Genomic DNA, 26,564 nt, shown 5'->3' with positions numbered 1-26,564 from the left:
AAGATTCAGTGGGCACCGACACTCTCTTTACTGCCTTGTGTGAATGGGGGTTTCGCTAGCCAGACGAGCATAATCAAAATCAGGAACACGCCGGCAGAGAGCCAGAATATTTCATTTGCTGAAATTATGAGCCCCTGATGGGTAATTTCTTTTGCCAGATAACTCGAAATTTGCTGGTTATTCATTCCCAAGGCCGATAATTGTTGATAAATCTGTTGAGTATCGGGGCTATAAGGATTGATGTGTTCTGTAAAATGAGCATGATGCATTGATTCGCGTTGAGTCCACATGGTCGCTGTTAGTGATGTTCCTATTGAGCCAGCCAATGTTCGGATAAAGTTAGACAGACTGGATGCAGATGCCACACGTTCTGGTGATAAGCCAGAAAGGGTAATGGTTGTTAGTGGCATAAAGAAACAGGCGATAGCAAATCCTTGAATAAATTGAGGCCATGCAGCGGCGGCAAAATCCATTCCTGGTTCGAATGTATATGCACGCCAGTAATAACAGACAGAGTACATAACAAAGCTGAATGTCACTATGTAGCGCATATCTACTCTATTGCCGAACTTACCAATCAGCGGAGATATTATCAATGGCAGCAACCCTACTGGCGCTAATGCAAGTCCTGCCCAGGTTGCGGTATAGCCAAACACTTCCTGTAATAACTGAGGTAACAAAACAATTGTGCCGAAGTAGAGCAGATAAGCTAAACTCAAACAGAGGCAACCAATAGTAAAATTGCGTTCTTTGAACAGCGACAAGTCAATAATTGGATTATTATCGGTCAATTCCCATACTGTCAGAAATACTAATGAGATTACGGCGATAACAGCCAATACGATAATTTCGGTAGAATTAAACCAGTCCAGTTCTTTACCCTGATCCAGCATAATTTGCAAACAACCCACCCCGACAACCAACAACACGAGTCCTATTGTGTCGATAGGTTTGATCTGTGTTTGGGTTTCACGTCCTTTCAGCGTTTTCATCGCAATTAGAATAATCGCTATACCAACAGGAACGTTGATAAAGAAAATCCATCCCCAATGATAGTTATCACTGATGTAGCCACCCAGAATAGGGCCAAAAATCGGTGCGACAATAATAGTGATTGACCATAACGCGAGCGCCATATTTCCTTTGGCGGGGGGATAATTGTTCAGTAGCAGGCTTTGCGAAAGAGGAATAAGAGGACCAGCAACTAATCCCTGAACAACCCGGAAGAAGATTAGCATTCCAAGACTGTTGGAAATCCCGCATAGCCAGGAAGCTATGGCGAACAGGGCTGTTGACCAGATGAATAGCTTAACTTCGCCGATGCGCTTTGCCAGCCATCCGGTAATCGGGATGGAAATTGCATTTGCAACACCGAAAGAGGTAATGACCCAGAGCCCCTGAGAATTTGATGACCCCAGATTACCTGCGATAGTGGGTATCGCTACGTTAGCAATTGTGGAATCCAAAACTTGCATGAAAGTTGCCAAGGATAGCGCAATGGTCATCCATGCAAGTTTGGCCCCTATGAGCGGCTGTCTCATCACTGTTGCCTTCTGTCTGTATTTTTTTTAAGCGTTATTATTAATTATGCCGTTGACTATTTTATTTGCAGGGGACATATCTATTGTCAGCGCAGAGGTGTGATAAGCCGATTTGGTGCGTGTTCTGTCAGACAGAACAGGGCCATCAGAACGGGTGGTATCTACTCTTACTTTAGTCGAGAGGCCGATGCGTAATGGGTATTTTTCTAATTGTCCAGGATCCAGCGTAATGCGGACGGGTAAGCGTTGAACAACTTTAATCCAATTGCCACTGGCATTCTGAGCCGGCAACAAAGAGAAGGCACTGCCTGTACCCATATCAAGGCCAGTGATTTTGCCACTGAATATTTTGCTTCCACCGTAGAAATCGCTGGTGATTTCTACGGATTGGCCAATACGCATATCGGCAATTTGAGTCTCCTTGAAGTTAGCTTCTATCCACATATCGTTTGCCGAAACTATCGCCATTAGAGGTGTGTTTTTATTGACTTGTGCGCCAACCTGTACACTGCGGCGTGAGACATAGCCATCAATTGGGCTGACTATTTTAGTGCGTTGGAGCGCCAGCCAAGCGTTACGGACTTCTGTTGCGGCTTGTTCAACGGCAGGTTGCTTCTCTAGTGGAGTATCACGAATAACTGCCTGATTAGCGTTATATTGCTCGATAGCGATATCCAGAGCGGCCCGGGCACTGGCAACGGCTTCCTGTGCATGTTGCAGCTCTTCTTTACCAATCACTTTCTGAGCGCTAAGTATTTCACGACGGCTGAGATCATGTTGAACTTTGGTCAATTCAGAGCGGCGCAGAGCGATATTAGCCTGATATTGTTTACTGTTAACTATCTGCTGATGAGTCTGGCGAACACTGTTAGCCAGTGCTGTTTTTGCTTTTTCCAATGCTAACTCTGCATCACGGGGATCGAGTTGTACTAATACACTGCCGCTTTTCACAAAGTCAGTATTATCGAAGTTAACTGTGATTACGCTGCCGGTAACTTGCGACATAATCTGAACTTGATTGCCTGTAACGTAGGCATTATCTGTTTCTTGATGGTGGCGTAAGATGAGAAACCAATAAAAAGAGTAGGCAACACCAAGCAGAGTAAATACAAGAGTGAGTAATACTAAGGCACGACTGCGTTGTCTTTTTTTGTTATCGGTTAGATTTTGTGGTGCTGGTACTTCAATTTCCTCATTCGTGCTCATAGTAAATCTCCATGCTTGTTATCTATCTTTTGGCCACTATCATCTTTCGGCTCACTTTCCAGTAGTGGTATGTCATCACTACTGGAAAGATGAATTACACAGAGTCCAATGTTATCGAAGAATAATAGTTAGCTTTTGGCAGAAAAGATCATCTTGGCTAACAAGGAAATTTTTTTCGAACAATTTAACCAGAAAATTATTGTTTGGATGAAAATTGTTCGATCAAACAATAAGTTATTTTTTGATACAATCGCCCATTGTATCAAGTCTGACTAGTAATTTTCTCATTAACTTCTCTAACTGTTTTTGTTCCTCCTGGTCAAGGCATGACCAAAGTCTTCTCAAGCAATCATGCTGAGGTGGAAGCAAACTATTTAAAAATTTTGTACCTTGATCTGTCAGGTGAAGGTGAAGACAGCGACGATCGTTATGACTTTCCTTTCTTTCAATCCACTCCTGCTTTTCTAATTCATCAGCAATACGCGTGGCGTTAGTACGGGAAGAACCTAATGCAGCACTTAATTCTGATGGTTGGATGCTGTGGCTTTCTTTAGTATCAAGGATCATTAGGGCCATGAACAAAGTCTCATTGATTCCTTGAGCTTTCAGCATATTATTGCGGTTTTCAAGCAATTTGCTTTGGACGTGCATTGATAACCTAGTCAACAGGATCTCTTGATAAGGGATATCTTTATTTAATTTGGCTTGCTGTGCTGCACGAATATTCAGTAATTCTTCGGTAGGCGTAAACGAACTTTCCATTATTTAGATACCTTATTAGTTTCAACTGGTAAGATAACTTTTGTTATCAAACATCCAAATGGTATATTAAAAGATAAATTTAGCAATTGTAGTTATTTATTATCATCATATTTCTTTTGATATTGATACCTAATTCATAAATATTTTGAATGTTAGTCCAAAAAGCAGGGCGCCAAATAGCGTCGCGAGTATAATTTTCTTTGTTTTGTAAAAAATTAAACAGATAGTTAAAAAGCCCACAAGGGTAGGAAATAGCTTTTTACTGTCTCTCATTACATCAGGTACACCTGATACGATGAGTAAAGCGCAGATAGATGTAATACCAATGCTGTCAAGAATAATGCCTGTTTTTCCGCCTTGCCTGCCGCCAGACTGACGCGCTTTACCAAAACGCAGTGGAAGATAGCGGAACAAAAAGTTAGCTAACCCAACAAATAGCCCGATGAGCAAAATTCTACTGTCAATCATTGTGTTTCCTTTTGTTCATAAGTGTCATTGCAACTGTTTCGTGGTTGTAACAGTGCTGCGATACAACCACCGACAATGCCTGCCAGAATGGCAACAGGGATTGAGAAAAGAGTCATTCCCAACAGTGCCCCAATCAGCGCTGCTGCAACACAATAACTGTTTTGTTTTCTGCAAGATGCAAGCAGAAAACTTAGAAATAGTGCCGGTAACATGAAAGTCATGGCAGCTTCTATCGCAGGGTAGGATTCCAGATAACCGTTGCCAAGAAATGCGCCGGCTGCTGTGCCAACAACCCAGGCAAGCCAGGAACAGCTTGCAATAGCAACCATCCAGTTTTCACTCCAACTACGTTGGTTCTTAATCAGTTTTGCGGTGGCTGCGGCAAAAACCTCATCTGTCAGACCAAAAGCCCAGATAAGGGTTTTTTTCTCTGTTAGTTTATCTTTGATACGATGTCTTAAAGATGGGCCATAAAGGATATGGCGAACATCCATTGCCAGTATTGTCAGGGCAGAAACCCATAATGACATGCCCGCGCTCAGTAAGGCCGTGATAACGAATTGGCTTGCACCGGCGTAGATGATGCATGAAAAGAAAATGGCTTCTATTGGGTTGAAGCCAAGTTTGACCGCGCTAAGACCGAAAGCAAAAGCGACGGGAATGTACCCGATAACGATGGGTAAACTGTCCATTATTCCCTCAGTAAAGGAGGATTTTTTACTGGGTGAAGGCGTTAATGCGTCAGGAACAGGCATACAATATATCCGGTTATATAAATGTTATGTAACATTAACAAAAGGAAATCAAATAGAAAATATTATCCTTAATAAATGTTTCATAAATGTTTTTATTTAGGCATTTTTTTGCCATAACGTGTTTCTTACAACGTTTTTGGCTCGTGCTTTTTGCCTAAAAACCACACGATCAGGCTGATTATACAGATGGTCATTCCGGCGGCGGCAACGCCATACCAACCCGAATGTTTATAAGCATAACCTGAAACCAGAGATCCAAGAGCGCCACCAATAAAATAGCAGGTCATGTAAGCAGAGGTGAGTCGGTTTCTGGCTTCTGGCATGATGCGGTAGATCGTACTTTGATTGGTAACGTGAACACCCTGAACCGCAGTATCGAGGAGCAGAATACCGATCAGAAAGCCGATTAATGATTCTTTGGCGAAGCCAATTGGTATCCATGAAAGAAAGAGTAGCACCAGAGCAATGCTGGTGGTCAGAGAACCTTTTCCTTTATCAACCAGTTGCCCGGTTTTGGTTGCCATCAGTGCTCCTGCGGCACCGACTAACCCAAATAAACCGATTATCCCTTCGGAGTAGTTAAAAGGAGGTGCTGAGAGCAGGAATGCCATTGATGTCCATAGAAGGCTGAAGTTGGCAAATGTCAGTGCTCCCAGTATGGCGCGTACTCTTAGAAGGGGAGTTGTGGCGACGAGTTTTGCAATAGAGCCAAGTAATTGGCAGTAATTGAGAGTGGTCACTTGTTTATAACGAGGCAGGCAGCGCCATAATGTCAGGGAGAGAATCACCAGTAAGATGCTGGCAACCCAAAAAATCGTTCGCCAGCCACCAAGCGTAGTCATTGCTCCGGAGATGGTTCTTGCCAATAATATTCCAAGTAGCAAACCGCTCATAATTATACCAACGGCTTTTCCTCGCTGATGGGGAAGAGCAAGTGTTGCCGCCAGAGGGACCAGTACTTGGGCAACTACTGAAAATAAGCCTGTCAGTGCAGTTCCCAGCAACATTTGCCAGATATTTTGTGACATAGCGGTAATCAGCAATCCAACAGCGGCTAACATTGTCATTGAGACAATCAGGCTGCGTCGTTCAAACATATCACCTAATGGTACAAGGAATATCAGGCCTACGGCATAGCTCAACTGAGCTGAAGTCACAATAAAACCCGCTTCGCTGGCAGTTAGATTAAATTGTAGCGCGATAGTATCAAGCAACGGTTGCGCATAGTAGTTACTGGCAACAACCAAACCTGTGGCAATCGCCATCAGAGCAATCAAAGCCGGGCTTAATGGTGTATGGGAAATATTCTCTTTCATAGGTGTATTTTCTTATGCTTAAACAGCAAGTTAGAGGAGGTAGATAGCTCGCTAAGAGCCTGTAGTCATGAGTTAAATTTTTTGCATTGTAATGAGTTTTTATTAGCAGTTTCAATGATAAAACCGAGATGGTGGTAGAAAGAAATCGACAAACATTGTATGAGTTGGCTAATTTGGTGTAAGAAAAGTGTAAGTGGAAAATAGTGAATTGGCCTATGCCAATTCACTTTATTATTCAGCATGTTAGTTTGTTTCTTCGGTCTTGATGGCAGTTTCAATCCAGCTATCAAATAATTTTTGGTGGGCTTTGATCCAACTGTTGGCATGGCGTTCAATATCTGTTTGTAACGCTTCACCATTATGCATGCGTAGGTTTTGGGCGTTAATATCAGCAAGTGGTATTTTCATAATAGAAAATAGCTTGGCTGCGGCAGGGTTGTCTTCCGCCCATTTTTTGTTGGCGGCAATATGCATAATACTTGGTGGGAAACCATAATTAGCGCCATTTGATAGTTTTGTGTCTGTTTTTTCGCCGTCAGGCATAGCCGAGAAAGGAACTTGCAGCCAGACAACATCTCTGCCCGGTTTTAGCACATCACTGATCCAGTAAGGTGTCCATGTGTAATATAAGATGGGTTGACCTTCTTTATAGCGGGTAATGGTATCCGCCATCATGGCGGCATAATTTCCTTGATTATGTTCAACACTATTGTTCAAGCCATAAGCTTTAAGGTGATGGTTAATCGCGGCTTCACAGCCCCATCCAGGGTTACAGCCGGTAAGATCAGCTTTGCCATTACCGTTGATATCAAATAACTTGGCTATTTTCGGATCTTTCAGTTGGACAATATTTGTGATGTGGTATTTTTCCGCTGTTTTTTTGTCGATCAAATAACCTTGAGCGGCATTTTCTACGTAATTACCAACACGATAAAATTTGGTATCACCACCTGCTGCCTGATATTGGGTATTGTGCAACGGCTCCCAGCTTACGGCCATAAAAGTCGCATCACCGGAAGCGATAGAGGAGTAGGCGACATTGTAGTCTACTTCTTTGATTGGTTTGACATCATAACCAAGTTTTTCCAGTGCCTTATTGACGATAAGAGTTTGAAATGTTTCTTCGGTAATGGTGCTTTGTATTGGCTGTACACTGATACCTTTACCAGGTAACTCGACAGCGAATGACTGAGAGCTTATCAGTGATGACAGGGTTATAGCCCAGATAACTATTTTGCGCATCGTTTTTCCTCCTGTAGTCGTCATCATATTTTTTTTAAAACTTGCAGTTTGATATATGCCTTTGCAAGGCTATGCTTTTTTTCTGAATAAATGGGCAACTAACCCAATTGGGCCGGAGGTATACCAATGATTTACGCCCTTGGTGCGGCTATCGCGACCAAGAGACTGTGTCAAACGGTCAAGGAGAATCGCGAGAATAACGATCCCGACACCACCTACCGCGGCAAGCCCCATATCAAGACGACCAATACCCCGCAGAACCATTTGACCTAAACCACCGACGGCAATCATTGAGGCGATAACAACCATTGACAGCGCCAGCATCAGAGTTTGGTTTATACCAGCCATAATTGTTGGCATAGCCAACGGTAGCTGAACTTTAAACAGCATTTGGTGAGGACTGGCACCAAAAGATTCTGCTGCTTCTATCAGATCTGACGGAACCTGTTTGATACCCAAAATTGTCAGACGGACAATCGGAGGCAAGGCAAAGATAGTGGTGACAATAACCCCAGGTACGTTACCGATACCAAATAACATGACAATTGGCACCAGATAGACAAATGCCGGCGTGGTTTGCATAGCATCAAGCAGAGGCCGGATGATTTTGGCGGCTCTTCCACTGCGTGCCAGCCAGATACCCAGTGGTAAGCCAATGATGATACAGAACAGCAGTGATGTCAGAGCCAATGCCAGAGTGACCATAGCTTCAGACCATGCTCCGATTGCACCAATAATTATCAGCGAAACAAGTGACGCAATACCCATACCAATGCCTGATAGCTGCCAGGCAATCAGAGCAAAAAGTAGGATTGCAACGGGTGCGGGCATTGAGGTTAGAAATTGCTCAAAATTGCTGAGAACAAAATCAATTGGGACACGCATCCCCTGAAATGCCGGGCGAAAATTCAGTACAACCCAGTCAATAGCATGGGTTACCCAAGAGTCTAAGGGAATAAGGGGGTGTTGGAATGGATCCATGATATTGAAATGTTCAGGCTGTACGGTTGCTGCTGGTGCATCCAGCCAGTCAGAGCCGGCTGAATTGTCAACACTGGCTTCGCTACCCCAGGGATCTATGCTATCAGCTGAGGAGGGATGGGGATCCCTCGTATCCTGTGCAGGTTGAGTTTGATGTTCGTTTTGATTACCCATTTGGTGTCTCCTTATCTAAAGCCTGCAACAACATCCCTTTGGAAATAACGCCGATGTATTTGTCGTTATCCCCAACAACCGGAACCGCACAAGGTGATTGTGCTACAACGGAAATCAATTCATTGAGAGGCATATCCGCGGCAACGGCGGTTGGCTCTGTCAGTATGGCGTGTTCGATCGGTTTTTTTTCCCGTAATGCTTTTTCCAATGAATTTACGGAAACCACACCCGCGAACTTTTGCCCACGTTCGATCAGATAACCATAATTCCTGTTCTCATCATCCAGGACCTTCAATGCGGAAAGAGGTCCAAAACCTGGCGCAACATGAAGAAGAGAGTCTGGGCGACGACGAGCGATATCTTTGGCGCTGAATACATGGCTGATATCTACGCCACGGAAAAAGGTTTTCACATAGTCGTTTGCCGGGTTGTTTAGGATTTCATCAGGTGTCCCGACCTGTACAACAACACCGCCTTGCATAATGGCAATTCGATCCCCGATACGCATTGCTTCATCCAAATCATGAGAGATAAAGACGATGGTTCGTGGCTGATTACCTTGCAGACTGAGTAACTCGTCCTGCATTTCTGTCCGAATTAATGGGTCAAGGGCAGAAAATGCTTCATCCATCAGCAAAATATCCGGGTTATTAGCCAGTGCTCTGGCAAGCCCGATACGCTGGCGCATTCCGCCTGAAAGTTCATCAGGGTAGGATTGTGCATAATTTTCCAGACTTACTTGTTTCAGTGCATCCAACGCTTTTTTATGGCGTTCTTGTTTGGGGATCCCGGCAAGTTCCATACCAAAAGCCGTATTTTCCATTACGTTCAAATGCGGCATCAGTGCGAATGATTGGAAAACCATACTGATTTTGTTACGGCGAACGTCTCTTAACGCTGTTTCTGAAATCTCAGAAATATCTTCACCATCAATTAATACCTGACCGCGAGTCGGTTTTATCAGACGATTGAGAAGGCGTACCATTGTGGATTTTCCGGAGCCTGATAATCCCATGATGACAAATATTTCGCCTTCTTCAATGGCCAGATTGGCATTTTGTATACCAACAGTCAGACTTGTCTTTTCAAATATCTGATCTTTATTCAAGCCAGAATTCAGTAATTTGAATGCATATTCTGGATGATTGCCAAATATTTTATAGAGGTTTTTAACTTCGAGTTTAATTGCCATGAAATAGTTACTTTCCTTTCAATGGTTATTTAATGGTTTTATGCATTATTCATCTCTGCATGATTCTTTGAAGATATATACCCTAACATACTGAGAGAGCCTGACAACCCTATGTTAATGTTAATTAATGTAAAAAATAGTGATATTAAATTAATTGGAGTCAATATATTTGGCGTTATTTCATTATTATTAGCAAATTATTTTCTATGAATTGATTCTATTGCTGAAAGGATGATTTGTTTCTATGTTATTGTTATTAATATATTTTTGTGAAGTATAAGTAATAATCCAGCAATTGTATTTTAGATGGAATTGGTTATTAATTTATAATGTTGATTATATCTGATTAGAATGAAATTTAATTTACAATTAATTAGACTTATTAATGTTTTCTATCGTTTGATATGAGGGGAATGGTTGTTTCTGGCAGAGAATGTTCACAGGAATCGTTGCAACTGTAAAAACACCATAAAAAATATAAGGATTTTATGGCATTTTATCGTTTAAAAAACAGGCTTAATGATATTATTTTTGAATATTATCGTACTATGGTTATCTGACGTTCGAAATATTCTATATAAAATAAAGTCATTTTCTTCAGAAATCCCAATCTTCATCCTCTGTGTTAATTACTTTACCAATAACATACGATGAGCCTGAACCAGAAAAGAAATCATGGTTTTCATTTGCTCCAGGTGATAATGCGGAGAGTATTGCCGGGCTGACATTCGTCGTTTCTGAGGGGAATAGGGCTTCATATCCGAGATTCATTAATGCTTTATTGGCATTATAATGTAAGAATTTTTTGACATCTTCAGTCCAGCCAACAATACCATAAAGCTCTTCTGTATATTTTACTTCATTTTCGTATAAATCTAATAACAATGAAAAGGCAAAGTCTTTAATTTCTTTTTTATCTGGTTCAGCGTATTTATCCAATGATTTTTGGAATTTATATCCAATATAATAACCGTGAATAGCTTCATCTCGGATAATAAGTCGGATTAAATCGGCTGTATTTGTTAATTTTCCTCGACTTGACCAATACATCGGTAAATAGAAGCCTGAATAAAATAAAAATGATTCCAGAAAAACACTGGCGACCTTTTTCTTTAATGGATGGTTATCACAATAATAATTTAAGATAATTTTAGCTTTATTCTGCAATGAAAAACTCCTTTCACTCCAGCGATAGGCGTCATCTACATCAGTAGTCAGGCATAATGTTGAAAAGATGGAACTGTAAGAACGTGCGTGAACGGCTTCCATAAAACTAATATTGGACATAACCGCTTCTTCGTGGGGTGTCAGTGCATCTTCCATTAATGCCGGAGCGCCTACTGTGTTTTGGATGGTGTCCAATAGGGTCAACCCGGTAAATACCCGGATAGTCAGTTTTTTCTCTTCTGCCGTCAGTGTATTCCATGATGGAATATCATTAGATAACGGAATTTTTTCCGGTAACCAAAAGTTAGTTGTCAGCCGGTTCCAGACTTCCAGATCTTTGTCGTCTTCAATTCGATTCCAGTTAATTGCACATATAGGGTTACTAATCATAATAAATTTCCAGCATTAATTTTACAGTGAGCATGAAACACAGCCTTGTATTTCTGTACCTTCTAAAGCGGTTTGTCTCAGACGAATGTAATAAAGTGTTTTGATCCCTTTACGCCAGGCATAAATTTGAGCTTTGTTAATGTCGCGTGTAGTAGCACCATCTTTAAAGAAGAGGGTTAGGGATAATCCCTGATCGACATGTTGAGTTGCTGCGGCATAAGTATCAATAATCTTTTCCGGCCCTATTTCATAAGCATCTTTGTAATACTCAAGATTATTATTGGTCATAAACGGGGCAGGGTAATATACTCGTCCTGTTTTGCCATCTTTACGGATCTCAATACGGGATACAATCGGGTGAATACTTGAGGTTGAATTGTTGATATATGAAATAGAACCTGTGGGAGGAACAGCCTGAAGATTCTGATTGTAAATACCATGAGCCATAACTGAGGTTTTTAATTCAAGCCAGTCTTGTTGACTGGGAATAGTTATTCCTGCTTGTTCAAATAGTTGACGGACTTTTTTTGTCTGAGGTTGCCATGATCTTTCCGTATATTTATTGAAGAATTCACCATTGGCATAACGGGAATCTTTAAAACCTTTAAAGTAGATATTTCGTTCAATTGCGATCTGATTTGAAGTACGCAAAGCATGATAAGCGATAATATAGAAATAGATGTTTGTGAAATCAATTCCTTCTTCAGAACCATAATGAATGCTTTCCCTTGCTAAATAGCCGTGAAGATTCATTTGACCCAAACCAATCGCATGAGAATCTTGATTTCCTTTCTCGATAGAAGGAACTGAACCAATATGGCTCATATCTGATACGGCAGTTAAGGCGCGAACAGCTGTTTCAATAGAAAGGGCAAAATCAGGTGAGTCCATTGTATGAGCGATATTCATCGATCCCAGATTACAACTAATATCTTTCCCGATATGGCAGTAATTTAAATCATCGTTATATTCACTGGCACTGTTAACCTGTAAAATTTCGGAACACAAATTACTCATATTGATCCGGCCTTTAATTGGGTTAGCATGATTCACGGTATCTTCATACATAATATAGGGATAACCAGATTCGAATTGGATTTCAGCTAACGTCAGGAAAAATTCACGGGCATTGATTTTTGATTTGCGAATTTGTTTGTTATTTACCATTTCAGCATATTTTTCTGTAATGCTAATTTCAGACATTGGCACGCCATAAACCCGCTGAATATCATAAGGTGAGAATAGATACATTTCTTCATTGTGTTTAGCCAATTTAAAAGTGATATCCGGAATGACGACCCCAATGGAGAGTGTTTTTATACGGATCTTTTCGTCGGCATTTTCCCGTTTTGTATCCAGAAAACGAAGAATATCAGGGTGATGAGCATTGAGATAAACGGCGCCTGCACCCTGGCGCGCACCCAGTTGATTGGCATATGAAAACGCATCTTCCAGCATTTTCATCACTGGAACGACACCCGATGACTGATTTTCAATCATTTTTATTGGTGCGCCGGTTTCCCTTAGATTACTTAGTAAGCAGGCGACACCGCCGCCACGTTTTGAAAGCTGTAATGCTGAATTGATTGAACGCCCGATGGATTCCATATTGTCCTCAATTCGCAGCAGGAAGCAGGAAACCAGTTCTCCACGCTGCTTCTTACCACAATTAAGGAAAGTTGGCGTTGCTGGTTGAAAACGGCCACTGATAATTTCATCGACCAGCCGGTTAGCCAGTATCTGATCGCCTTGAGCTAAGGTCAACGCTACCATGCACACCCGATCTTCATAGCGTTCCAGGTAGTGTTTATTATCGAAGGTTTTCAGTGTATAGCTGGTGTAATACTTGAATGCACCCAGAAAAGTTTGAAAGCGAAATTTTTTACTATAGGCTTGCTGAAAAAGCTTCTTAATAAAAGTAAAATCGTATTGTTTTAGTACTTCAGTTTCGTAATATCCTTTTTGCTGAAGGAAATCGAGTTTTTCTTTCAGATCATGAAAAAAGACCGTGTTTTGATTTACATGTTGGTGGAAATAGTGATGAATGGCCAGTTTGTCTTTATCAAACCGAATATTTCCTTCACTATCGTACAGATTGAGCATAGCATTGAGAGCATGATAATCCTGCTGCTCGTTAATTTGGAAAGTCATGATTACATATTCTCTGGTGAGTCATGTTGCCAGAATCTTTGGATACCCTGGCGTACTTGATGTACATCTTTTTCAGTACCCAATAGTTCAAAACGGTATAGGAGTGGTATCTGACATTTTTCTGAAATTATCCGTCCTGCGATACCGTAAGCTTCGCCAAAGTTTGTATTCCCGGCGGCGATGACTCCCCGAATCAGTGCACGGTTTTCGGCAACATTTAGAAACTGGATCACTTGTGGTGGAACTGCGCCTTTAGCACTACCACCACCATAACTTGGTATCAGTAAAATGTAAGGTGAGGTTACATTGAGCAGACTACCTGATTGGTTTATCGGAATACGGAGAGCTGGCATCTTTAGTTTTTGGACAAATCTGTAGCTATTTCCAGATGAACTGGAGAAGTAGACCAGCGGATTCATATTCATAATAAACCTACAAATTCTCAGATAACGCATTGATTTTATCAGGGCGGAACCCTGACCAATGCTGTGTACCTGCGATGACTACGGGAACTTGTTGGTAACCCATAGTGCGGATAGTCGCTAAAGCCTGTTGGTTTTCGGTTAAATCAATAATCTGATAAGGAATATTTCTTTGGTTTAGAGCCCGGTAGGTCGCGTCGCATTGTACGCAGTCAGGTTTGCTATAAATAGTAATGCTCATTAATGACTCCTTTTTCAGTTTGTGGGTGTGTAATGACGAAATTTGGTTCACAGGTGACAGTTTTCCAAAAGGCTACAACTTGGCTTATACTATATGTAGTGAAATTTTATTTCAACCATACTATATATGGTGTTAATTTTACATTGAGTGATTATCATCAAAATTACGGTGTTGTTTATTCTCTATTTGCTGGGAGACTTTTTCCCTATTGGGAAAATTTCAGTTTTCTAGTCGGTGGTAAGGGAGCAACTGAATTCATCATTGCAATTTATTGAAAAGACGATTTACTCTAATCCCTATAATAATTGATATTTTTTCAATGGAGGAGGTGGCTATGTATCATCAGTATTTTGATACACCTAAAGGATTTCCGAAACCGTATGTGCATATCACTGCGGATGATAAGGGAGTAACCAGTCTGTATTTTGTTGATGAAAAAACAGCGCCTGAAGTGAAAAATGATATCACTAAACAGTGCGTGAAAGAGTTACGGGGGTATTTTACGGGTAAACGTACTGAGTTTTCTGTTCCACTCAATCCGGCAGGAACTGAATTCCAGCAGCGTGTCTGGTCGCAGTTATGTAAGATCCCGTTTGGCGAAGTGTGGAGTTATAAGCAGCTATCATTAGCGTTAGGTTCAGTCAATTATTGTCGTGCGGTAGGAATGGCTAATTCTCGTAATCCGATCTCATTAATTGTGCCTTGCCACCGTGTTATTGGACATGATGGTAAATTGGTGGGATATACCGGTGGCCTGAATATTAAAAGCTGGTTACTGGAACATGAAAAAGCATAACAGTTTGCTTGTTTGATAAATTGCCTGATAAAAGACCAGGGAAGGTGATAGAATATTTACATATGTGCATTATTTGGCAGCAAAACTAAATAAAAGATAAGATCTATTGTATTTTATTATGCTTTTCGTGATCTTGGTTGTAGACAATCAACCAATTTATTTGCTGTACTGTATACGACACAGGTTTTGTGTCTTATTTTCACGTTAAAGGTAAGTTTGATGTCAAAAATTAAAGGTAACGTTAAGTGGTTTAATGAATCTAAAGGATTCGGGTTTATCACTCCAGAAGATGGTAGCAAAGACGTATTTGTGCATTTCTCTGCTATTCAGAGCAACGGATTTAAAACTCTGGCAGAAGGTCAAAAGGTAGAGTTTGAAATCACTGACGGCGCTAAAGGTCCATCTGCTGTAAACGTTGTCGCTATCTGATTTTAACTCCGTATTTTGAAAAACCCGTTGATATAACGGGTTTTTTTTGATTTTTATGATGTGTGTGTAATTTTAAAGCTCGTTCATTAGTGCGAAAGCTAAAATTGTCATCAGTAGTGAACCGAAAAGATTAAGTAGAACTGTTCCTAATGCCCATCCCAGTTTTCCATCCAGCAACAAATAAGCGACTTCAACAGAAAACGTGGAAAAGGTTGTTAAGCCGCCGCAAAAACCGGTGGTTAGCATGAGTTTCCAGGCCGGATCAATATGGGGGGATTTATTAAAATAGGCTAACCCCAGCCCAATGATCAATGCACCGATACAGTTAACGGTAAGGGTGCCAACTGCGATGTTAGTAGAGATACTATTAAGGCGGAGGCTGATAAACCAGCGTAATACACTGCCTAAGCCACCACCAATAAATACAGCTAAAATAATATTAATCATAGTAAATCTTATGACTATTTGACTTCTTCGCCTCTGGCTTGCAAATCAGCATGGTAAGAAGAACGGACGAATGGTCCGCAGGCAGCATGGCTGAATCCCATAGCCATAGCTTCTTCTTTCATTTCATCAAATTCCTGTGGGCTAACGTAGCGCTGTACCGGTAAATGATGACGGCTGGGTTGTAGATATTGGCCCAGAGTTAGCATGGTGACACCATGGCGGCGCAGATCACGCATGACATCGATAATTTCTTCGTTGGTCTCACCAAGACCCACCATCAGGCCAGATTTGGTCGGAATATCGGGGTGGGCTTCTTTGAACTTTTCGAGCAATTTCAGTGACCACTCATAGTTTGCGCCGGGGCGTACCTGACGGTAAACCCGTGGTACGTTTTCCAGGTTATGGTTAAAAACGTCGGGAGGTGTCGCTGTCAATATTTCAAGGGCACGATCCATACGTCCACGGAAATCAGGAACCAAGGTTTCAATTTTAATGGATGGATTTTTTTCACGAATAGCAGAGATGCAGTCAGCAAAGTGTTGAGCCCCGCCATCGCGCAGGTCATCACGGTCAACGGAAGTGATGACAACGTAGCGCAGTGCCATATCTTTGATGGTTTGTGCCAGTTTTACCGGTTCGTTGGTATCGGGTGCCATTGGGCGCCCGTGGGCTACATCACAGAAAGGGCAACGGCGGGTACAGATTGCGCCAAGGATCATGAAAGTTGCTGTACCGTGATTGAAACATTCAGCTAGGTTAGGGCAGGAAGCTTCTTCACAGACGGAATGCAGACCATTTTTGCGCATGGCCGATTTGATACCCTGAATGCGGCTGGAATCCGCAGGAAGTTTGATTTTCATCCACTCAGGTTTACGCAAGATTTCTGTACGTTCGGTCATCACTGTTTTGACAGGGATCAGCGCCATTTTGTCTGCGTCACGGTACTTAACTCCGCGTTCCATCTGAATTGGTTTACTCATAATCGTGCTGGTTCCAGTGTTAAATTCATCAGGTTGAGATTTATCATTCAGCCTACTGTATAATAAATCCATTAAAATTTTTTTGAAAAATGTTAAAAAATTATAGCATCTTTAACTATTCAGTTTAAATCCTAACTGTTGGCAAAATTCTTCTACCAAAATGGGGTGTACTTGCTCAACAGTAATTCCAGGGATTAAATCACTGAGTTGAATCATTCTCATGCCGGCATAGCCACAGGGATTAATACGCAAGAAGGGTTCTAAATCCATTGCGATATTAAGTGCCAGTCCGTGGAAAGAGCAGCCTTTACGTATTCGTAATCCTAGAGAGCAGATTTTAGCTTCCTCGACATAAACACCTGGAGCATCCGGACGGGCATAAGCTTGTACACCAAAGTGAGCAAGTGTTTTAACCACGGTATCCTCTATTGCTGTAACCAGTTGCCGTACACCAATTTTGGCGCGTTTGATGTTAATCATGATATACATAACCTGCTGGCCAGGACCATGATAAGTGACTTGCCCACCGCGATCGGATTGAATAACCGGGATATCACCGAGAGATAGCAGGTGCTCAGATTTACCTGCTTGCCCCTGAGTAAATACTTTTGGATGCTGTACCAGCCAGATTTCATCGGGTGTATCAGTATCTCGCTGCTCAGTAAACAAGTGCATTGCATCAGAAATCGGCTTGTAGGGTTGTATTCCTAATTGGCGTAAGAAGATCGTTTTATGTTGCAATTGAAACATCATTTGATAGCTATAAGATTTGGTCAGTATAACCCTCAGAGGAGATTCTCACCAGTTTAGTCCACTTGAAACTGATAGATAAAGGATCCCCCGTGAAATTACAGGGGATTTTTCTGGTTTGTATTACAACACGACTCGTACCAGTTCAAGGTTACCTAACTCTTCATACAGAGTTTCTACCTGTTCAATATGAGTTGCATTAATAGTAATGGATACTGAGTGGTAGTTGCCTTTGCTGCTTGGTTTCACTTGTGGAGAGTAATCGCCCGGCGCATGGCGCTGAACTACTTCAACGACCTGATTGACTAACTCAGGTTCAGCCAAGCCCATCACTTTGTAAGTGAATGAACAAGGGAACTCAAGCAGTTCATTTAATTTTGTTTTCATGGGCGCTCCTGTTTTGCTTTCCGCAATACGTACGGTCAGTCTCTTCTGTAAAATTCGATATCTTCCCCGCTTTAAATCGCGGGGATTTTTATTGCGGTTAGGCTGTAGCCTGGCTCGCTTCTTGGGTTTTGTTTTTTTGTAGTTTAACTATTTCAGGGATTAGCCAAACCAATGATGAAATAGCAGTTTGATGTAATCGATAAAACGACTGAAGATACTGCCTTCTTTCACTTCGTTCATAACGACTAATGAGCGCTGTTCGACAGTCTTGCCATCAAGTTGAAAATTGATGGTACCGACGACCTGATTTTTCGCTAGCGGTGCATGTAGTTCAGTATTATTCATGACATAGCTGGCTTTCAAATCTTTCAGACGACCGCGGGGAATAGTCAGATAAACATCTTTATCAACGCCTAGCTGGACCCTATCGTTGTCTCCAAACCAAACCGGTTCAGAAGCGAATTCTTTGCCAGCTTTCAGTGGCGCGACGGTTTCAAAGAAACGGAATCCCCAGGTCAGCAGTTTCTTGCTCTCTGTTTCACGGCCCTTATAAGTATGGCCGCCTAATACCGCAGAAATCAGACGCATATCGCCTTCCGTTGCGGAAGCGACCAGATTATAGCCTGCGGCATTCGTGTGGCCGGTTTTTATACCATCTACATTCAGGCTTTTATCCCACAATAAGCCGTTTCGGTTTGTTTGACGGATATTATTATAGGTAAATTCTTTCTCTTTATAGATAGCATACTCTTCAGGGACATCGCGGATCAGGGCCTGACCAATCAACGCCATATCACGGGCAGAGCTGTATTGGCCTTCCGCATCCAGACCATGAACAGTTTTGAAATGTGTATTCTGTAAGCCAAGGGATTTTACATAGCCGTTCATTAGATTAACGAAAGACTCTTGGCTGCCGGCAACATAATCCGCCATTGCAACACAGGCATCATTCCCGGATTGCAGGTTTATACCGCGAGATAACATAGAAACTGAGACCTGATCTCCTGGTTTGAGGAACATCAGGGAAGAGCCTTTAAATACCGGATTACCTGTTGCCCATGCATCAGTGCCAACAGTGACCATATCATTTGGGCCGATTTTGCCTGATTTGATTGTCTGACCAATAACGTAACTGGTCATCATTTTTGTCAAACTGGCAGGATCACGGTGTGCGTCCGCGTTCATTTCAGCCAGAACTTTGCCTGAGTTATAGTCGATAAGAATATAAGCTTCAGCATCAATCTGAGGCACACCTGGGATCATCGTTTTCAGATTTACATCGTTCCCATCGGCAAAGGCAGAAGCACTTATTGCCAGCGCAATACCTAGGGTGGCACTTTTTATAAAACGAGAAGTGGTTGTATATTTCATGGTCGGTTGGACAACATCCGTGAGAAAAGGTTGATATCGGGCCACATCATAGCAAATGAAAAAAAATACTGACATTGGCAAATTTTAACAAGCAACAGGTTTACATTTTTTTACCTCGCTTGCTGATATCAGTATTAAAGCCAGATATCAGCAAGCGAACAATTAAGGGCTGACGATAAAGGAAGATTGTTGTATTTGATCAGCCAGCTTCTGTTGTAAATCGGTGGCTTGCTGGCGATTGTTGAATGGCCCCAATTGTACTCGGTAAACGTTGCTATATTGGGTTATTCGTCCTTGAACATTAAAGCGTTGTTCTAGGGTTTGTTGCCACTCCTTTGCCCGTTGTTCACTGCTAACTGCACCAACCTGGACCATAAAACCACTTGTTGGAGGGGATGATGCAGCCGTTGTTGACATACTGTTTGTTACAAGTTTAGACGGTTGTAACTTCATTGCCGGCAGTTGCCCAGTGACTTCCGGCTGTATCGTCAACGGTTGTGTCTGCTCCACTGGTTGATTTGCCAAAGGCTGGCTGCCCGTTTGATCGGGAATATTCTCCATTGTTGGTGTTCCCAGTGGCCCTGTTGTTAGAACTGGCCTGCCGGGTAGTGCATAACTCTGTTTAACTATCTGGCTGCCGACAGTACCGGGACCAGATAAAGAACCATCTTGGGCAACCTGAATAAAATCAATCTTAACTTTGGTACTTTGAGTCAGGTTCAGACGTTCAGCAGAAGCTTTTGACAGATCGATAATCCGTCCCTGTTTATAAGGACCACGGTCATTGATTCTGACAACCATCATACGGCCATTACTCAAGTTGGTCACTCGGACATAACTCGGAATTGGCAGAGTGGGGTGGGCTGCCGTCAGAGCATAAGGATTGAAACGCTCACCAATCGCTGTCATTTTGCCACTGGATTCTGCGCCATACCAGCTGGCATAACCTGTTTCACTAAACTGAGATGGGTCTTGAACAATATGATAAATATGTCCGTTCATCTGATAATCATTATTGGCGCTGGGGTGATAAGGCTCATAATGAGGCTCCGCGCCCAGAACATCTTGCGTTGGTACTGCCGGTAACGGGGAAGATTTTTGCTCGTCAGGAGTGGTACAGCCGGATAATGAAGCCACAATCATGCCGAGTATAAGCCAGTGTTGACGCATTGAAACCTCTTCTCTATAAACTTTTAGATAATAATTTTCTGTGAGTGTGAATCGACATTATAATTCCGAAACCAGCCATTAAGACGATCAATGCTGAACCGCCATAACTGACAAATGGCAGAGGAACCCCTACCACAGGCAGGATACCGCTCACCATGCCGATATTTACGAAGATATACACAAACAAGATCAGCATTAGGCCGCCAACCATGACCCGGCCAAAAGTATTCTGTGCTCTGGTTGCGATAACCAGTCCGCGCATAATTAATAACAAATATAATGTTAATAACAGTAGCACGCCAACCAGACCAAGCTCTTCTGATAGCACGGCAAATATGAAGTCAGTATGGCGTTCAGGGAGAAATTCCAGCTGAGATTGTGTCCCCAATAACCAGCCTTTACCTGATAAGCCACCGGAGCCAATAGCGATTTTCGATTGAATGATATGGTAGCCCTTACCCAATGGATCAGTTTCCGGATCAAGTAACATCATTACGCGATCACGCTGGTATCCATGCATCAGAAAGAACCACAAAATAGGGATAAAGCAGGCCAATAGCAGAGCTGCAATACCAATCAGCCGCCAGCTCATTCCTGCAAGGAACAGGACAAACAGACCCGAAGCCGCGACCAGAATTGAAGTACCCAGGTCTGGTTGGGCGGCGACCAATAAAGTCGGTAGAAAAATCAGCATTAAAGCGAGAGTGGTATTTTTCAGCGATGGCGGACATAAATCGCGGTTCATAAAACGGGCAATCATCAGTGGTACTGCGATTTTGGCAATTTCAGAAGGCTGGAAACGGATGATCCCCAGATCAAGCCAGCGTTGAGCCCCTTTACTGATCTGCCCGAAAGCATCGACAAAAATCAGTAAAATGACACAAACAATATATAGATAAGGCGCCCAGCTTTCATAAACTCTTGGTGGGATCTGCGCCATAATGATCATGACAACAAATCCGGCGCCAATTTGGCCGATTCTGCGCTCCATCATCCCCATATCTTGACCGCTGGCGCTCCACATAACAAAAGCGCTGTATACCAGTAGTGCCAGAATGCACAACAGCAATGGTGGGTCGATATGTAATCTGGTCCAGAGAGGAACCTTTTTCTGGTTTTCTGTCATGGTGTTATTCAGTCACTTTCTGTTCCGGGTGGTGTTGGGACAGCATCCGGTAATATTGTATTGTTATCCCCTAACAGTACATGGTCGAGGATTTGGCGAACAAGGGTTCCCACTGCCGGACCTGCACCACCATTTTCTAAAATAATGGAAAGGGCTACTGTTGGATTCTCATAAGGGGCGAAAGCAATCATCAGTTTGTGATCCCGCAAATGTTCAGCAATTTTACTGGCATTGTAAGTTTCATAACTATAGACCTGTGCTGTTCCTGATTTAACGGCTGCTTTATACGGTGTGCCGATAAAACTCTTGTGCCCGGTGCCATTTGGCAGGTTAGCAACACCATACATGCCACTTTTCGCCAGTTCCCAGTACCCTGAATGGATATCACCGATCTGAATATTTTCCGTTTGCTGATAAGGGATCATCTCACCTTTCAACTTTTTACCCAGTAACAGATGCGGCGTTTTCACATTACCGTCGTTAATTAAGGTTGTCAGCGACTTGACCATTTGAATGGGGGTTGCTGTCCAATATCCCTGGCCGATACCTACAGGAATAGTATCTCCCTGATACCAGGGTTTTTTATGTTTTCTTTGCTTCCACTCTCGGGTTGGCATGATCCCTGTACGTTCTTCAGCCAGGTCGATTCCGGTGTATTCTCCATAACCAAATTTGGTCATCCATTCAGACAGACGATCAATGCCCATATCATAGGCAACTTGATAGAAGAAAGTATCCGAAGATTCCACAATGGCTCTATATGCATTGAGACTACCATGCCCCCAGCGTTTCCAGTCACGGTAGCGTTTTTCTGAACCTGGCAATTGCCACCAGCCTGGATCAAAAATGGTTGTATTTTTATTGATAACGCTTGTGCTGAGTGCTGCAACGGTAATGAAAGGTTTAACCGTTGAAGCAGGAGGATAGATCCCTTGAGTCGCACGATTAATAAGCGGTCGGTCAGGGTTGTTTAATAATTCCTGATAGTTCTTATTGGAGATACCGTTTACGAACAGGTTTGGGTCATAACTTGGATTAGATACCAGGGCCAGAATTTCCCCATTCCGTGGATCACTGACAACGACAGCGGCCCGGCTGGTTGTGAGAAGTTTCTCAATATAGATCTGCAATTCAAGATCGATAGTCAGGTAAATATCCTGTCCGGCTTGCGGCGGTTGTTCATGTAATTGACGTATCACACGGCCGCGATTATTGACTTCGACTTCTTCATAACCGGTTCTGCCGTGTAAAACAGACTCATAATAACGTTCAATACCCAGCTTGCCGATATCATGGGTGGCTGCATAATTGGGTAAAATACCTTCCTTATCTAACCGTTCTACATCTTTATCGTTAATTTTAGCGACATAGCCAATGATATGAGTCAATGCTGAACCATAAGGGTAGAAACGGCGTTGATAGCCTTTTATTTCAAGGCCGGGGAAACGGTACTGGTTAACAGCAAAACGCGCCACTTGAATATGATCAAGCGACGTTTTCAATGGGATAGAGGTAAAGCGGCGTGAGCGCTTACGTTCTTTTTCAAAGTTGGCAATGTCTTCGTCAGTCAGATCGATAACATCCCGTAAATCATTTAGCGTTTGCTCAAGATGCTCTACCTTTTCAGGTACAATTTCCAACTGGTAAATTGTTCGGTTAAGCGCCAATGGTGTGCCTTTACGGTCATAAATAATACCCCGGCTTGGCGCGATTGGAACCAGTTTAATGCGGTTTTCGTTTGAGCGGGTTTGGTAGTCTTCGTGGCGGGTGATTTGTAAATGATAAAGATTGGCAACCAAGACACCAGTCAGTACCAGGATAACAATAAACGCCACCAATGCGCGGCGGGCAAACAGGGCTGATTCAGCCGTGTAATCACGAAAAGGGGTACGTTTATTTTTCATCCCATTGCCAGAATTCGCTTTATCCGTTGGTAACCAAATTATTCCCGATGATAGGGATGATTGGTGGTAATACTCCATGCCCGGTACAGGCTTTCTGCAACTAAAACCCGGACCAAAGGATGGGGCAAGGTCAGTGGCGACAGTGACCAGCTCTGTTCTGCGGCGGCTTTACATGCCGGCGCAAGACCTTCTGGTCCGCCGATCAGCAAACTGACATCTCTGCCATCCTGTTTCCAATGTTCAAGCTGTTGCGCCAGTTGAGGTGTTTCCCAACGGGAACCAGGAATATCCAGAGTAATAATACGGTTGCTTTTGCCGACAGCAGCCAGCATTTGTTCGCCTTCTTTTTCCAGAATGCGTTTAATATCCGCGTTTTTGCCTCGTTTTCCAGCCGGAATTTCTACCAGATCAAATGACATGTCTTTTGGAAAACGGCGCAAATAATCCATAAAGCCGGCCTGTATCCAGTCCGGCATTTTTGTACCTACAGCGACTAATTGCAGCTTCAAACTCAGCTCCAAAGCTTTTCAAGTTCATACATGCGGCGACTCTCTTCTTGCATCACATGTACAATAACTTCACCGAGGTCTACGACAATCCAGTCAGATATGCCCTGTCCTTCAACACCAAGTGGAGTCAAACCACTCGCACGACAGTCATCAACCAGATTATCTGCGACAGACATCAGATGGCGGTTGGAGGTTCCGGTGCAGATAATCATGCAATCGGTAATGCTGGATTTGCCGTGAACATCCAGAGAAATAATATCCTGTGCTTTGGAGTCTTCAAGTTTATCAATAACAAACTGTTGGAGTTCTTTACCTTGCAAAAGGTTCATCCTTATTTTTTATCAAAATTGATCAAATAGTGCGGGATAATAGCATGCCAGGTCACCCAAGGGTAAGCCAACTAAGTGACTAATCGGGGCAGATTTCGCTATTGGCGATATAACCCCTGTGAATCTATATACTTTTGTACTGAAGGGGATAACAAATCATCACAACTTAGCCCTTGCTGGTGACGTTGCCGGATATCTGTTGCTGAGATACGTAACAATGGTGTATCTGCCAGATAGATATAACCGTTGGGTTTGCTACTAAGCAGAGCGGGATCGTCGATTTGATGTTGTGTAAGCCATTGCCGCATTTCGATTGTAGAAAGCCGGGTTTGATAACTGGGACGAGCACAAACCAGCAAATGGCAGATATTCAGCAACTCTTGCCAGCGATGCCAGGTATGTAGTGATAACAAAGCGTCCTGGCCGATTATAAATGCCAGTGGTTGATTTTCACCAAACTCTTGACGGAATGATTCCAACGTATCAATTGTGTACGATGGGGTGGTACGCTCCAGTTCACGGGTATCAATGGTGAATAGTGGATTGCCCTGTACTGCCAGCCGAACCATTTCAAGCCGTTGTTGCGCGGTGGCTTCTGGTTGTGGGCGGTGGGGAGGGACGTGATTTGGCAGTAGAATCACTTGCTTTAGGCCAGTTTGATGTGCCAGAGCTTCAACTGGATGCAGGTGCCCATAATGAATTGGGTCAAATGTTCCACCAAATAATGCCTGAATAACGGGATGTGTCGGGCAAAGAGAATCAATGGCGTGAGACATTAAAAAAGCTCTCAGGTAATGTTTTCCCACATAACAACATGGAAATTGTTTCTAAATCTGGCCAAACGGATTGACCGTAATCTTGTTTCACCCGGAGTTCCATTTGTACAAGTAAATGGACTGCCAGCTGTAAATCATGCTGAGTTAAGCGTTGCAGTGCATTTGTTAGTAACGGACGGCGGTTTTGCCATATCCGATATTGATCTAACAGAGTTTTTATGGGAATTGTGGTACTTTGGCGCTTTAGTGTAAGTAGCAGCAGCAATTCACGCTGTATGGTACGTAACAAAATAACGGCCTCACAATCTTCCTGTTGTAACTGTTTTAGAATATGCCAGGCTCGTTTTGCCTTACCTGATAATAGAGAGTCTACCCAGTGATAAGGTGTAAAGTGAGCCGCATCATTCACCGCATTTTCAATACGGTGTAAGGTCAGTTTACCATCTGGATATAGCAGGGAGAGCCGTTCAAGAGCCTGAGTCAGCGCCAATAAATTTCCTTCATAGCAGTAACACAGCAGTTGATTGGCTTGCTCTTCCAGAGTCAGTTTCATGACTTTGGCCCGTTGCGCGACCCATTGAGGCAGGCGGTTCAATTCGGGCGTTTGACAACTGATGTAAACACCATTTTTCCCTAATGTTTTAAACCAGCTACTGTTTTCCTGAGCTTTGGTTAATTTCAAACCGCGCAATATCAGCAGCATATCCGGATGAAGTAGTTCCGCCAGTTTTACCAGTTGTTCAGCCATTACTGTGTTAGGGCCATTTTCCGGCAACAGTAAAGTGAGTGTTTGACGACTGGCAAACAGGCTTAATGACTGGCAAACACTGAACACTTCACCCCATTCGGTATGATTATCCAGAGTATAAGTGAAGTGTTCAGTGAAAGAGCGTTGTTCAGCCGCCTTGCGAATATGATCCTGGCTTTCCTGTAATAGCAGGGGTTCATTGCCCCATATCAGATAACGGTTTCGCAGCCCTTCATTGAGCTGCGAAATCAGTTGTTCGGGATAGAGTTTGATCATTGTGCTGGCGCAGCTTGCTGTTCCGCTTGTTTTTCTCTGGCTTTCTGTTTTTCTGCACTGTGAACAGTCAGTAACTGGCGAACTAACTGACGTGCAGCCTGTTCGCGCATTTCTTGATTGATCATCTCGTTTTCAGCATCTTTTGCCAGTGCCTCTAACGGGTTGTCGAAGAAAGAACGGTCAACTCTGGATCGAAGCGGGTAAATGCTACCGTTTGGCATAATAACCTGTGCATCGACATACAGTGTCAGTTGGCGTTCAGCAGCCTTACCATCCTGGAAAACGGAAACGGTGTCTTTGTTTTCAGAAGAACGGATTAGCCTCAGAATAGGGATTTCGGCGCTACCATTCTCAAGGATAGTGACGTTATTCAGACGAAGTTGTTGGCGAACAGAACGGGTCAGAGGTCCATATGGATCACTGCCTGTTAATTGCAGCTTTTTGAGCTCCGGTGGTACCTGAGTGGTACCGCGCAGATGAAAACCGCAGCCAGCGGTGACCAGCACCGCTAACCCCAGCAACAACGTTAAAATACGATGCCGCACATTGCCTCCTTTA

Annotated in this window: 29 protein-coding genes; 3 read left to right on the top strand and 26 right to left on the bottom strand. The window is 42.9% G+C overall.

Annotation, left to right across the window (positions count from 1 at the left end; genetic code table 11):
* Positions 1-5 precede the first annotated feature (5 nt).
* The 13 genes from emrB to nrdH all read right to left on the bottom strand — a co-directional run bounded on the left by emrB (position 6) and on the right by nrdH (position 14,008).
* Positions 6-1,544 carry a multidrug efflux MFS transporter permease subunit EmrB gene (gene emrB / locus LGZ99_RS13075; protein WP_262979178.1) on the bottom strand — a complete coding sequence of 513 codons (1,539 nt, stop codon included), beginning with the start codon at positions 1,542-1,544 and terminating at the stop codon, positions 6-8.
* A gap of 24 nt (positions 1,545-1,568) precedes the next feature.
* A complete protein-coding gene (emrA, locus tag LGZ99_RS13070; protein WP_036836844.1) occupies positions 1,569-2,747 on the bottom strand; it encodes a multidrug efflux MFS transporter periplasmic adaptor subunit EmrA in 1,179 nt (392 codons plus the stop codon).
* Between the two features lie 234 nt (positions 2,748-2,981).
* Positions 2,982-3,509, bottom strand: a complete 528-nt coding sequence (mprA, locus tag LGZ99_RS13065; protein ID WP_021323081.1) for a transcriptional repressor MprA — start codon at positions 3,507-3,509, stop codon at positions 2,982-2,984.
* Positions 3,510-3,638: 129 nt separating this feature from the next.
* Positions 3,639-3,974: an L-valine transporter subunit YgaH gene (gene ygaH / locus LGZ99_RS13060; protein WP_200862481.1), complete on the bottom strand. Its 336-nt coding sequence runs from the start codon at positions 3,972-3,974 to the stop codon at positions 3,639-3,641.
* The gene (locus tag LGZ99_RS13055) at positions 3,974-4,732 is read right to left on the bottom strand and encodes an AzlC family ABC transporter permease (protein WP_262979177.1); all 759 of its coding nucleotides are present in this window, start codon (positions 4,730-4,732) and stop codon (positions 3,974-3,976) included. The genes ygaH and LGZ99_RS13055 overlap by 1 nt, the downstream gene beginning before the upstream one ends.
* 125 nt (positions 4,733-4,857) lie before the next feature.
* A complete protein-coding gene (locus LGZ99_RS13050) occupies positions 4,858-6,048 on the bottom strand; it encodes an MFS transporter (protein ID WP_021323078.1) in 1,191 nt (396 codons plus the stop codon).
* Positions 6,049-6,291: 243 nt separating this feature from the next.
* Positions 6,292-7,290 (bottom strand): glycine betaine/L-proline ABC transporter substrate-binding protein ProX, encoded by a 999-nt coding sequence (gene proX / locus LGZ99_RS13045; protein WP_036836843.1) that lies wholly within the window; start codon positions 7,288-7,290, stop codon positions 6,292-6,294.
* A 69-nt stretch (positions 7,291-7,359) separates the two neighbouring features.
* Positions 7,360-8,445: a glycine betaine/L-proline ABC transporter permease ProW gene (gene proW, locus LGZ99_RS13040; RefSeq protein ID WP_021323076.1), complete on the bottom strand. Its 1,086-nt coding sequence runs from the start codon at positions 8,443-8,445 to the stop codon at positions 7,360-7,362.
* Positions 8,438-9,637 (bottom strand): glycine betaine/L-proline ABC transporter ATP-binding protein ProV, encoded by a 1,200-nt coding sequence (proV, locus tag LGZ99_RS13035; protein ID WP_023044446.1) that lies wholly within the window; start codon positions 9,635-9,637, stop codon positions 8,438-8,440. Before proV ends, proW begins: the two co-directional genes overlap by 8 nt.
* Positions 9,638-10,234: 597 nt before the next feature.
* On the bottom strand, positions 10,235-11,194 hold the full coding sequence (gene nrdF / locus LGZ99_RS13030) for a class 1b ribonucleoside-diphosphate reductase subunit beta (RefSeq protein ID WP_023044447.1): 960 nt from the start codon (positions 11,192-11,194) through the stop codon (positions 10,235-10,237).
* A 21-nt stretch (positions 11,195-11,215) separates the two neighbouring features.
* Positions 11,216-13,345: a class 1b ribonucleoside-diphosphate reductase subunit alpha gene (gene nrdE, locus LGZ99_RS13025; RefSeq protein WP_051769094.1), complete on the bottom strand. Its 2,130-nt coding sequence runs from the start codon at positions 13,343-13,345 to the stop codon at positions 11,216-11,218.
* 2 nt (positions 13,346-13,347) lie between these two features.
* Positions 13,348-13,764, bottom strand: a complete 417-nt coding sequence (gene nrdI, locus LGZ99_RS13020; RefSeq protein ID WP_036836855.1) for a class Ib ribonucleoside-diphosphate reductase assembly flavoprotein NrdI — start codon at positions 13,762-13,764, stop codon at positions 13,348-13,350.
* Positions 13,765-13,777: 13 nt separating this feature from the next.
* Positions 13,778-14,008 (bottom strand): glutaredoxin-like protein NrdH, encoded by a 231-nt coding sequence (gene nrdH / locus LGZ99_RS13015; protein WP_021323073.1) that lies wholly within the window; start codon positions 14,006-14,008, stop codon positions 13,778-13,780.
* Between the two features lie 32 nt (positions 14,009-14,040).
* On the opposite strand from nrdH, the gene LGZ99_RS13010 reads away from it, so the two are divergent.
* From LGZ99_RS13010 to cspE, 3 genes are all read left to right on the top strand, one after another.
* Entirely contained in the window at positions 14,041-14,283 is a 243-nt protein-coding gene (locus LGZ99_RS13010) for a hypothetical protein (RefSeq protein ID WP_023044451.1), read from the top strand.
* A gap of 59 nt (positions 14,284-14,342) precedes the next feature.
* The gene (locus tag LGZ99_RS13005) at positions 14,343-14,804 is read left to right on the top strand and encodes a methylated-DNA--[protein]-cysteine S-methyltransferase (protein ID WP_021323072.1); all 462 of its coding nucleotides are present in this window, start codon (positions 14,343-14,345) and stop codon (positions 14,802-14,804) included.
* 219 nt (positions 14,805-15,023) lie between these two features.
* A complete protein-coding gene (gene cspE / locus LGZ99_RS13000; RefSeq protein WP_021323071.1) occupies positions 15,024-15,233 on the top strand; it encodes a transcription antiterminator/RNA stability regulator CspE in 210 nt (69 codons plus the stop codon).
* A gap of 72 nt (positions 15,234-15,305) precedes the next feature.
* Here cspE and crcB read toward each other — a convergent pair whose 3' ends face one another.
* The 13 genes from crcB to lptE form a co-directional block, all read right to left on the bottom strand.
* On the bottom strand, positions 15,306-15,680 hold the full coding sequence (gene crcB / locus LGZ99_RS12995; RefSeq protein ID WP_021323070.1) for a fluoride efflux transporter CrcB: 375 nt from the start codon (positions 15,678-15,680) through the stop codon (positions 15,306-15,308).
* 14 nt (positions 15,681-15,694) lie between these two features.
* Entirely contained in the window at positions 15,695-16,660 is a 966-nt protein-coding gene (gene lipA / locus LGZ99_RS12990; RefSeq protein WP_021323069.1) for a lipoyl synthase, read from the bottom strand.
* A gap of 111 nt (positions 16,661-16,771) precedes the next feature.
* Positions 16,772-17,413, bottom strand: a complete 642-nt coding sequence (gene lipB, locus LGZ99_RS12985) for a lipoyl(octanoyl) transferase LipB (protein ID WP_023044453.1) — start codon at positions 17,411-17,413, stop codon at positions 16,772-16,774.
* A 120-nt stretch (positions 17,414-17,533) separates the two neighbouring features.
* The gene (ybeD, locus tag LGZ99_RS12980) at positions 17,534-17,797 is read right to left on the bottom strand and encodes a DUF493 family protein YbeD (protein ID WP_011145617.1); all 264 of its coding nucleotides are present in this window, start codon (positions 17,795-17,797) and stop codon (positions 17,534-17,536) included.
* A 159-nt stretch (positions 17,798-17,956) separates the two neighbouring features.
* Positions 17,957-19,168 carry a D-alanyl-D-alanine carboxypeptidase DacA gene (gene dacA / locus LGZ99_RS12975; RefSeq protein WP_021323066.1) on the bottom strand — a complete coding sequence of 404 codons (1,212 nt, stop codon included), beginning with the start codon at positions 19,166-19,168 and terminating at the stop codon, positions 17,957-17,959.
* 162 nt (positions 19,169-19,330) lie between these two features.
* Positions 19,331-20,338, bottom strand: coding sequence for an endolytic peptidoglycan transglycosylase RlpA (rlpA, locus tag LGZ99_RS12970; protein WP_262979176.1), 1,008 nt, complete (start codon positions 20,336-20,338; stop codon positions 19,331-19,333).
* Positions 20,339-20,351: 13 nt separating this feature from the next.
* Complete coding sequence (gene mrdB, locus LGZ99_RS12965) at positions 20,352-21,464, bottom strand: peptidoglycan glycosyltransferase MrdB (protein ID WP_021323064.1); 1,113 nt, start codon at positions 21,462-21,464, stop codon at positions 20,352-20,354.
* Positions 21,465-21,472: 8 nt separating this feature from the next.
* Positions 21,473-23,368 carry a peptidoglycan DD-transpeptidase MrdA gene (gene mrdA / locus LGZ99_RS12960; RefSeq protein ID WP_021323063.1) on the bottom strand — a complete coding sequence of 632 codons (1,896 nt, stop codon included), beginning with the start codon at positions 23,366-23,368 and terminating at the stop codon, positions 21,473-21,475.
* A gap of 38 nt (positions 23,369-23,406) precedes the next feature.
* Positions 23,407-23,877 (bottom strand): 23S rRNA (pseudouridine(1915)-N(3))-methyltransferase RlmH, encoded by a 471-nt coding sequence (rlmH, locus tag LGZ99_RS12955; RefSeq protein ID WP_031280715.1) that lies wholly within the window; start codon positions 23,875-23,877, stop codon positions 23,407-23,409.
* Between the two features lie 2 nt (positions 23,878-23,879).
* Complete coding sequence (rsfS, locus tag LGZ99_RS12950; RefSeq protein ID WP_081704199.1) at positions 23,880-24,206, bottom strand: ribosome silencing factor; 327 nt, start codon at positions 24,204-24,206, stop codon at positions 23,880-23,882.
* Between the two features lie 98 nt (positions 24,207-24,304).
* Positions 24,305-24,982 carry a nicotinate-nucleotide adenylyltransferase gene (gene nadD / locus LGZ99_RS12945; RefSeq protein ID WP_046973653.1) on the bottom strand — a complete coding sequence of 226 codons (678 nt, stop codon included), beginning with the start codon at positions 24,980-24,982 and terminating at the stop codon, positions 24,305-24,307.
* Positions 24,966-26,006: a DNA polymerase III subunit delta gene (gene holA / locus LGZ99_RS12940; protein WP_036836838.1), complete on the bottom strand. Its 1,041-nt coding sequence runs from the start codon at positions 26,004-26,006 to the stop codon at positions 24,966-24,968. The genes nadD and holA overlap by 17 nt, the downstream gene beginning before the upstream one ends.
* A complete protein-coding gene (gene lptE, locus LGZ99_RS12935; RefSeq protein ID WP_023044459.1) occupies positions 26,003-26,551 on the bottom strand; it encodes an LPS assembly lipoprotein LptE in 549 nt (182 codons plus the stop codon). Before lptE ends, holA begins: the two co-directional genes overlap by 4 nt.
* Positions 26,552-26,564: the final 13 nt, after the last annotated feature.

This window comes from Photorhabdus temperata (assembly GCF_025384845.1).
Lineage (GTDB): Bacteria > Pseudomonadota > Gammaproteobacteria > Enterobacterales > Enterobacteriaceae > Photorhabdus > Photorhabdus temperata.
The sequence above is the reverse complement of the archived record's forward strand: the minus strand, read 5'-3'. Positions and strand labels throughout refer to the sequence as shown.

Bases quoted from the DNA above. Each gene is read 5' to 3' on its own strand.
- emrA (WP_036836844.1), bottom strand. From the start codon at position 2,747: ATGAGCACGAATGAGGAAATTGAAGTACCAGCACCACAAAATCTAACC.
- mprA (WP_021323081.1), bottom strand. From the start codon at position 3,509: ATGGAAAGTTCGTTTACGCCTACCGAAGAATTACTGAATATTCGTGCA.
- LGZ99_RS13055 (WP_262979177.1), bottom strand. From the start codon at position 4,732: ATGCCTGTTCCTGACGCATTAACGCCTTCACCCAGTAAAAAATCCTCC.
- LGZ99_RS13050 (WP_021323078.1), bottom strand. From the start codon at position 6,048: ATGAAAGAGAATATTTCCCATACACCATTAAGCCCGGCTTTGATTGCT.
- proX (WP_036836843.1), bottom strand. From the start codon at position 7,290: ATGCGCAAAATAGTTATCTGGGCTATAACCCTGTCATCACTGATAAGC.
- proW (WP_021323076.1), bottom strand. From the start codon at position 8,445: ATGGGTAATCAAAACGAACATCAAACTCAACCTGCACAGGATACGAGG.
- proV (WP_023044446.1), bottom strand. From the start codon at position 9,637: ATGGCAATTAAACTCGAAGTTAAAAACCTCTATAAAATATTTGGCAAT.
- nrdF (WP_023044447.1), bottom strand. From the start codon at position 11,194: ATGATTAGTAACCCTATATGTGCAATTAACTGGAATCGAATTGAAGAC.
- nrdE (WP_051769094.1), bottom strand. From the start codon at position 13,345: ATGACTTTCCAAATTAACGAGCAGCAGGATTATCATGCTCTCAATGCT.
- nrdI (WP_036836855.1), bottom strand. From the start codon at position 13,764: ATGAATCCGCTGGTCTACTTCTCCAGTTCATCTGGAAATAGCTACAGA.
- nrdH (WP_021323073.1), bottom strand. From the start codon at position 14,008: ATGAGCATTACTATTTATAGCAAACCTGACTGCGTACAATGCGACGCG.
- LGZ99_RS13010 (WP_023044451.1), top strand. From the start codon at position 14,041: ATGACGAAATTTGGTTCACAGGTGACAGTTTTCCAAAAGGCTACAACT.
- LGZ99_RS13005 (WP_021323072.1), top strand. From the start codon at position 14,343: ATGTATCATCAGTATTTTGATACACCTAAAGGATTTCCGAAACCGTAT.
- cspE (WP_021323071.1), top strand. From the start codon at position 15,024: ATGTCAAAAATTAAAGGTAACGTTAAGTGGTTTAATGAATCTAAAGGA.
- crcB (WP_021323070.1), bottom strand. From the start codon at position 15,680: ATGATTAATATTATTTTAGCTGTATTTATTGGTGGTGGCTTAGGCAGT.
- lipA (WP_021323069.1), bottom strand. From the start codon at position 16,660: ATGAGTAAACCAATTCAGATGGAACGCGGAGTTAAGTACCGTGACGCA.
- lipB (WP_023044453.1), bottom strand. From the start codon at position 17,413: ATGATGTTTCAATTGCAACATAAAACGATCTTCTTACGCCAATTAGGA.
- ybeD (WP_011145617.1), bottom strand. From the start codon at position 17,797: ATGAAAACAAAATTAAATGAACTGCTTGAGTTCCCTTGTTCATTCACT.
- dacA (WP_021323066.1), bottom strand. From the start codon at position 19,168: ATGAAATATACAACCACTTCTCGTTTTATAAAAAGTGCCACCCTAGGT.
- rlpA (WP_262979176.1), bottom strand. From the start codon at position 20,338: ATGCGTCAACACTGGCTTATACTCGGCATGATTGTGGCTTCATTATCC.
- mrdB (WP_021323064.1), bottom strand. From the start codon at position 21,464: ATGACAGAAAACCAGAAAAAGGTTCCTCTCTGGACCAGATTACATATC.
- mrdA (WP_021323063.1), bottom strand. From the start codon at position 23,368: ATGAAAAATAAACGTACCCCTTTTCGTGATTACACGGCTGAATCAGCC.
- rsfS (WP_081704199.1), bottom strand. From the start codon at position 24,206: ATGAACCTTTTGCAAGGTAAAGAACTCCAACAGTTTGTTATTGATAAA.
- nadD (WP_046973653.1), bottom strand. From the start codon at position 24,982: ATGTCTCACGCCATTGATTCTCTTTGCCCGACACATCCCGTTATTCAG.
- holA (WP_036836838.1), bottom strand. From the start codon at position 26,006: ATGATCAAACTCTATCCCGAACAACTGATTTCGCAGCTCAATGAAGGG.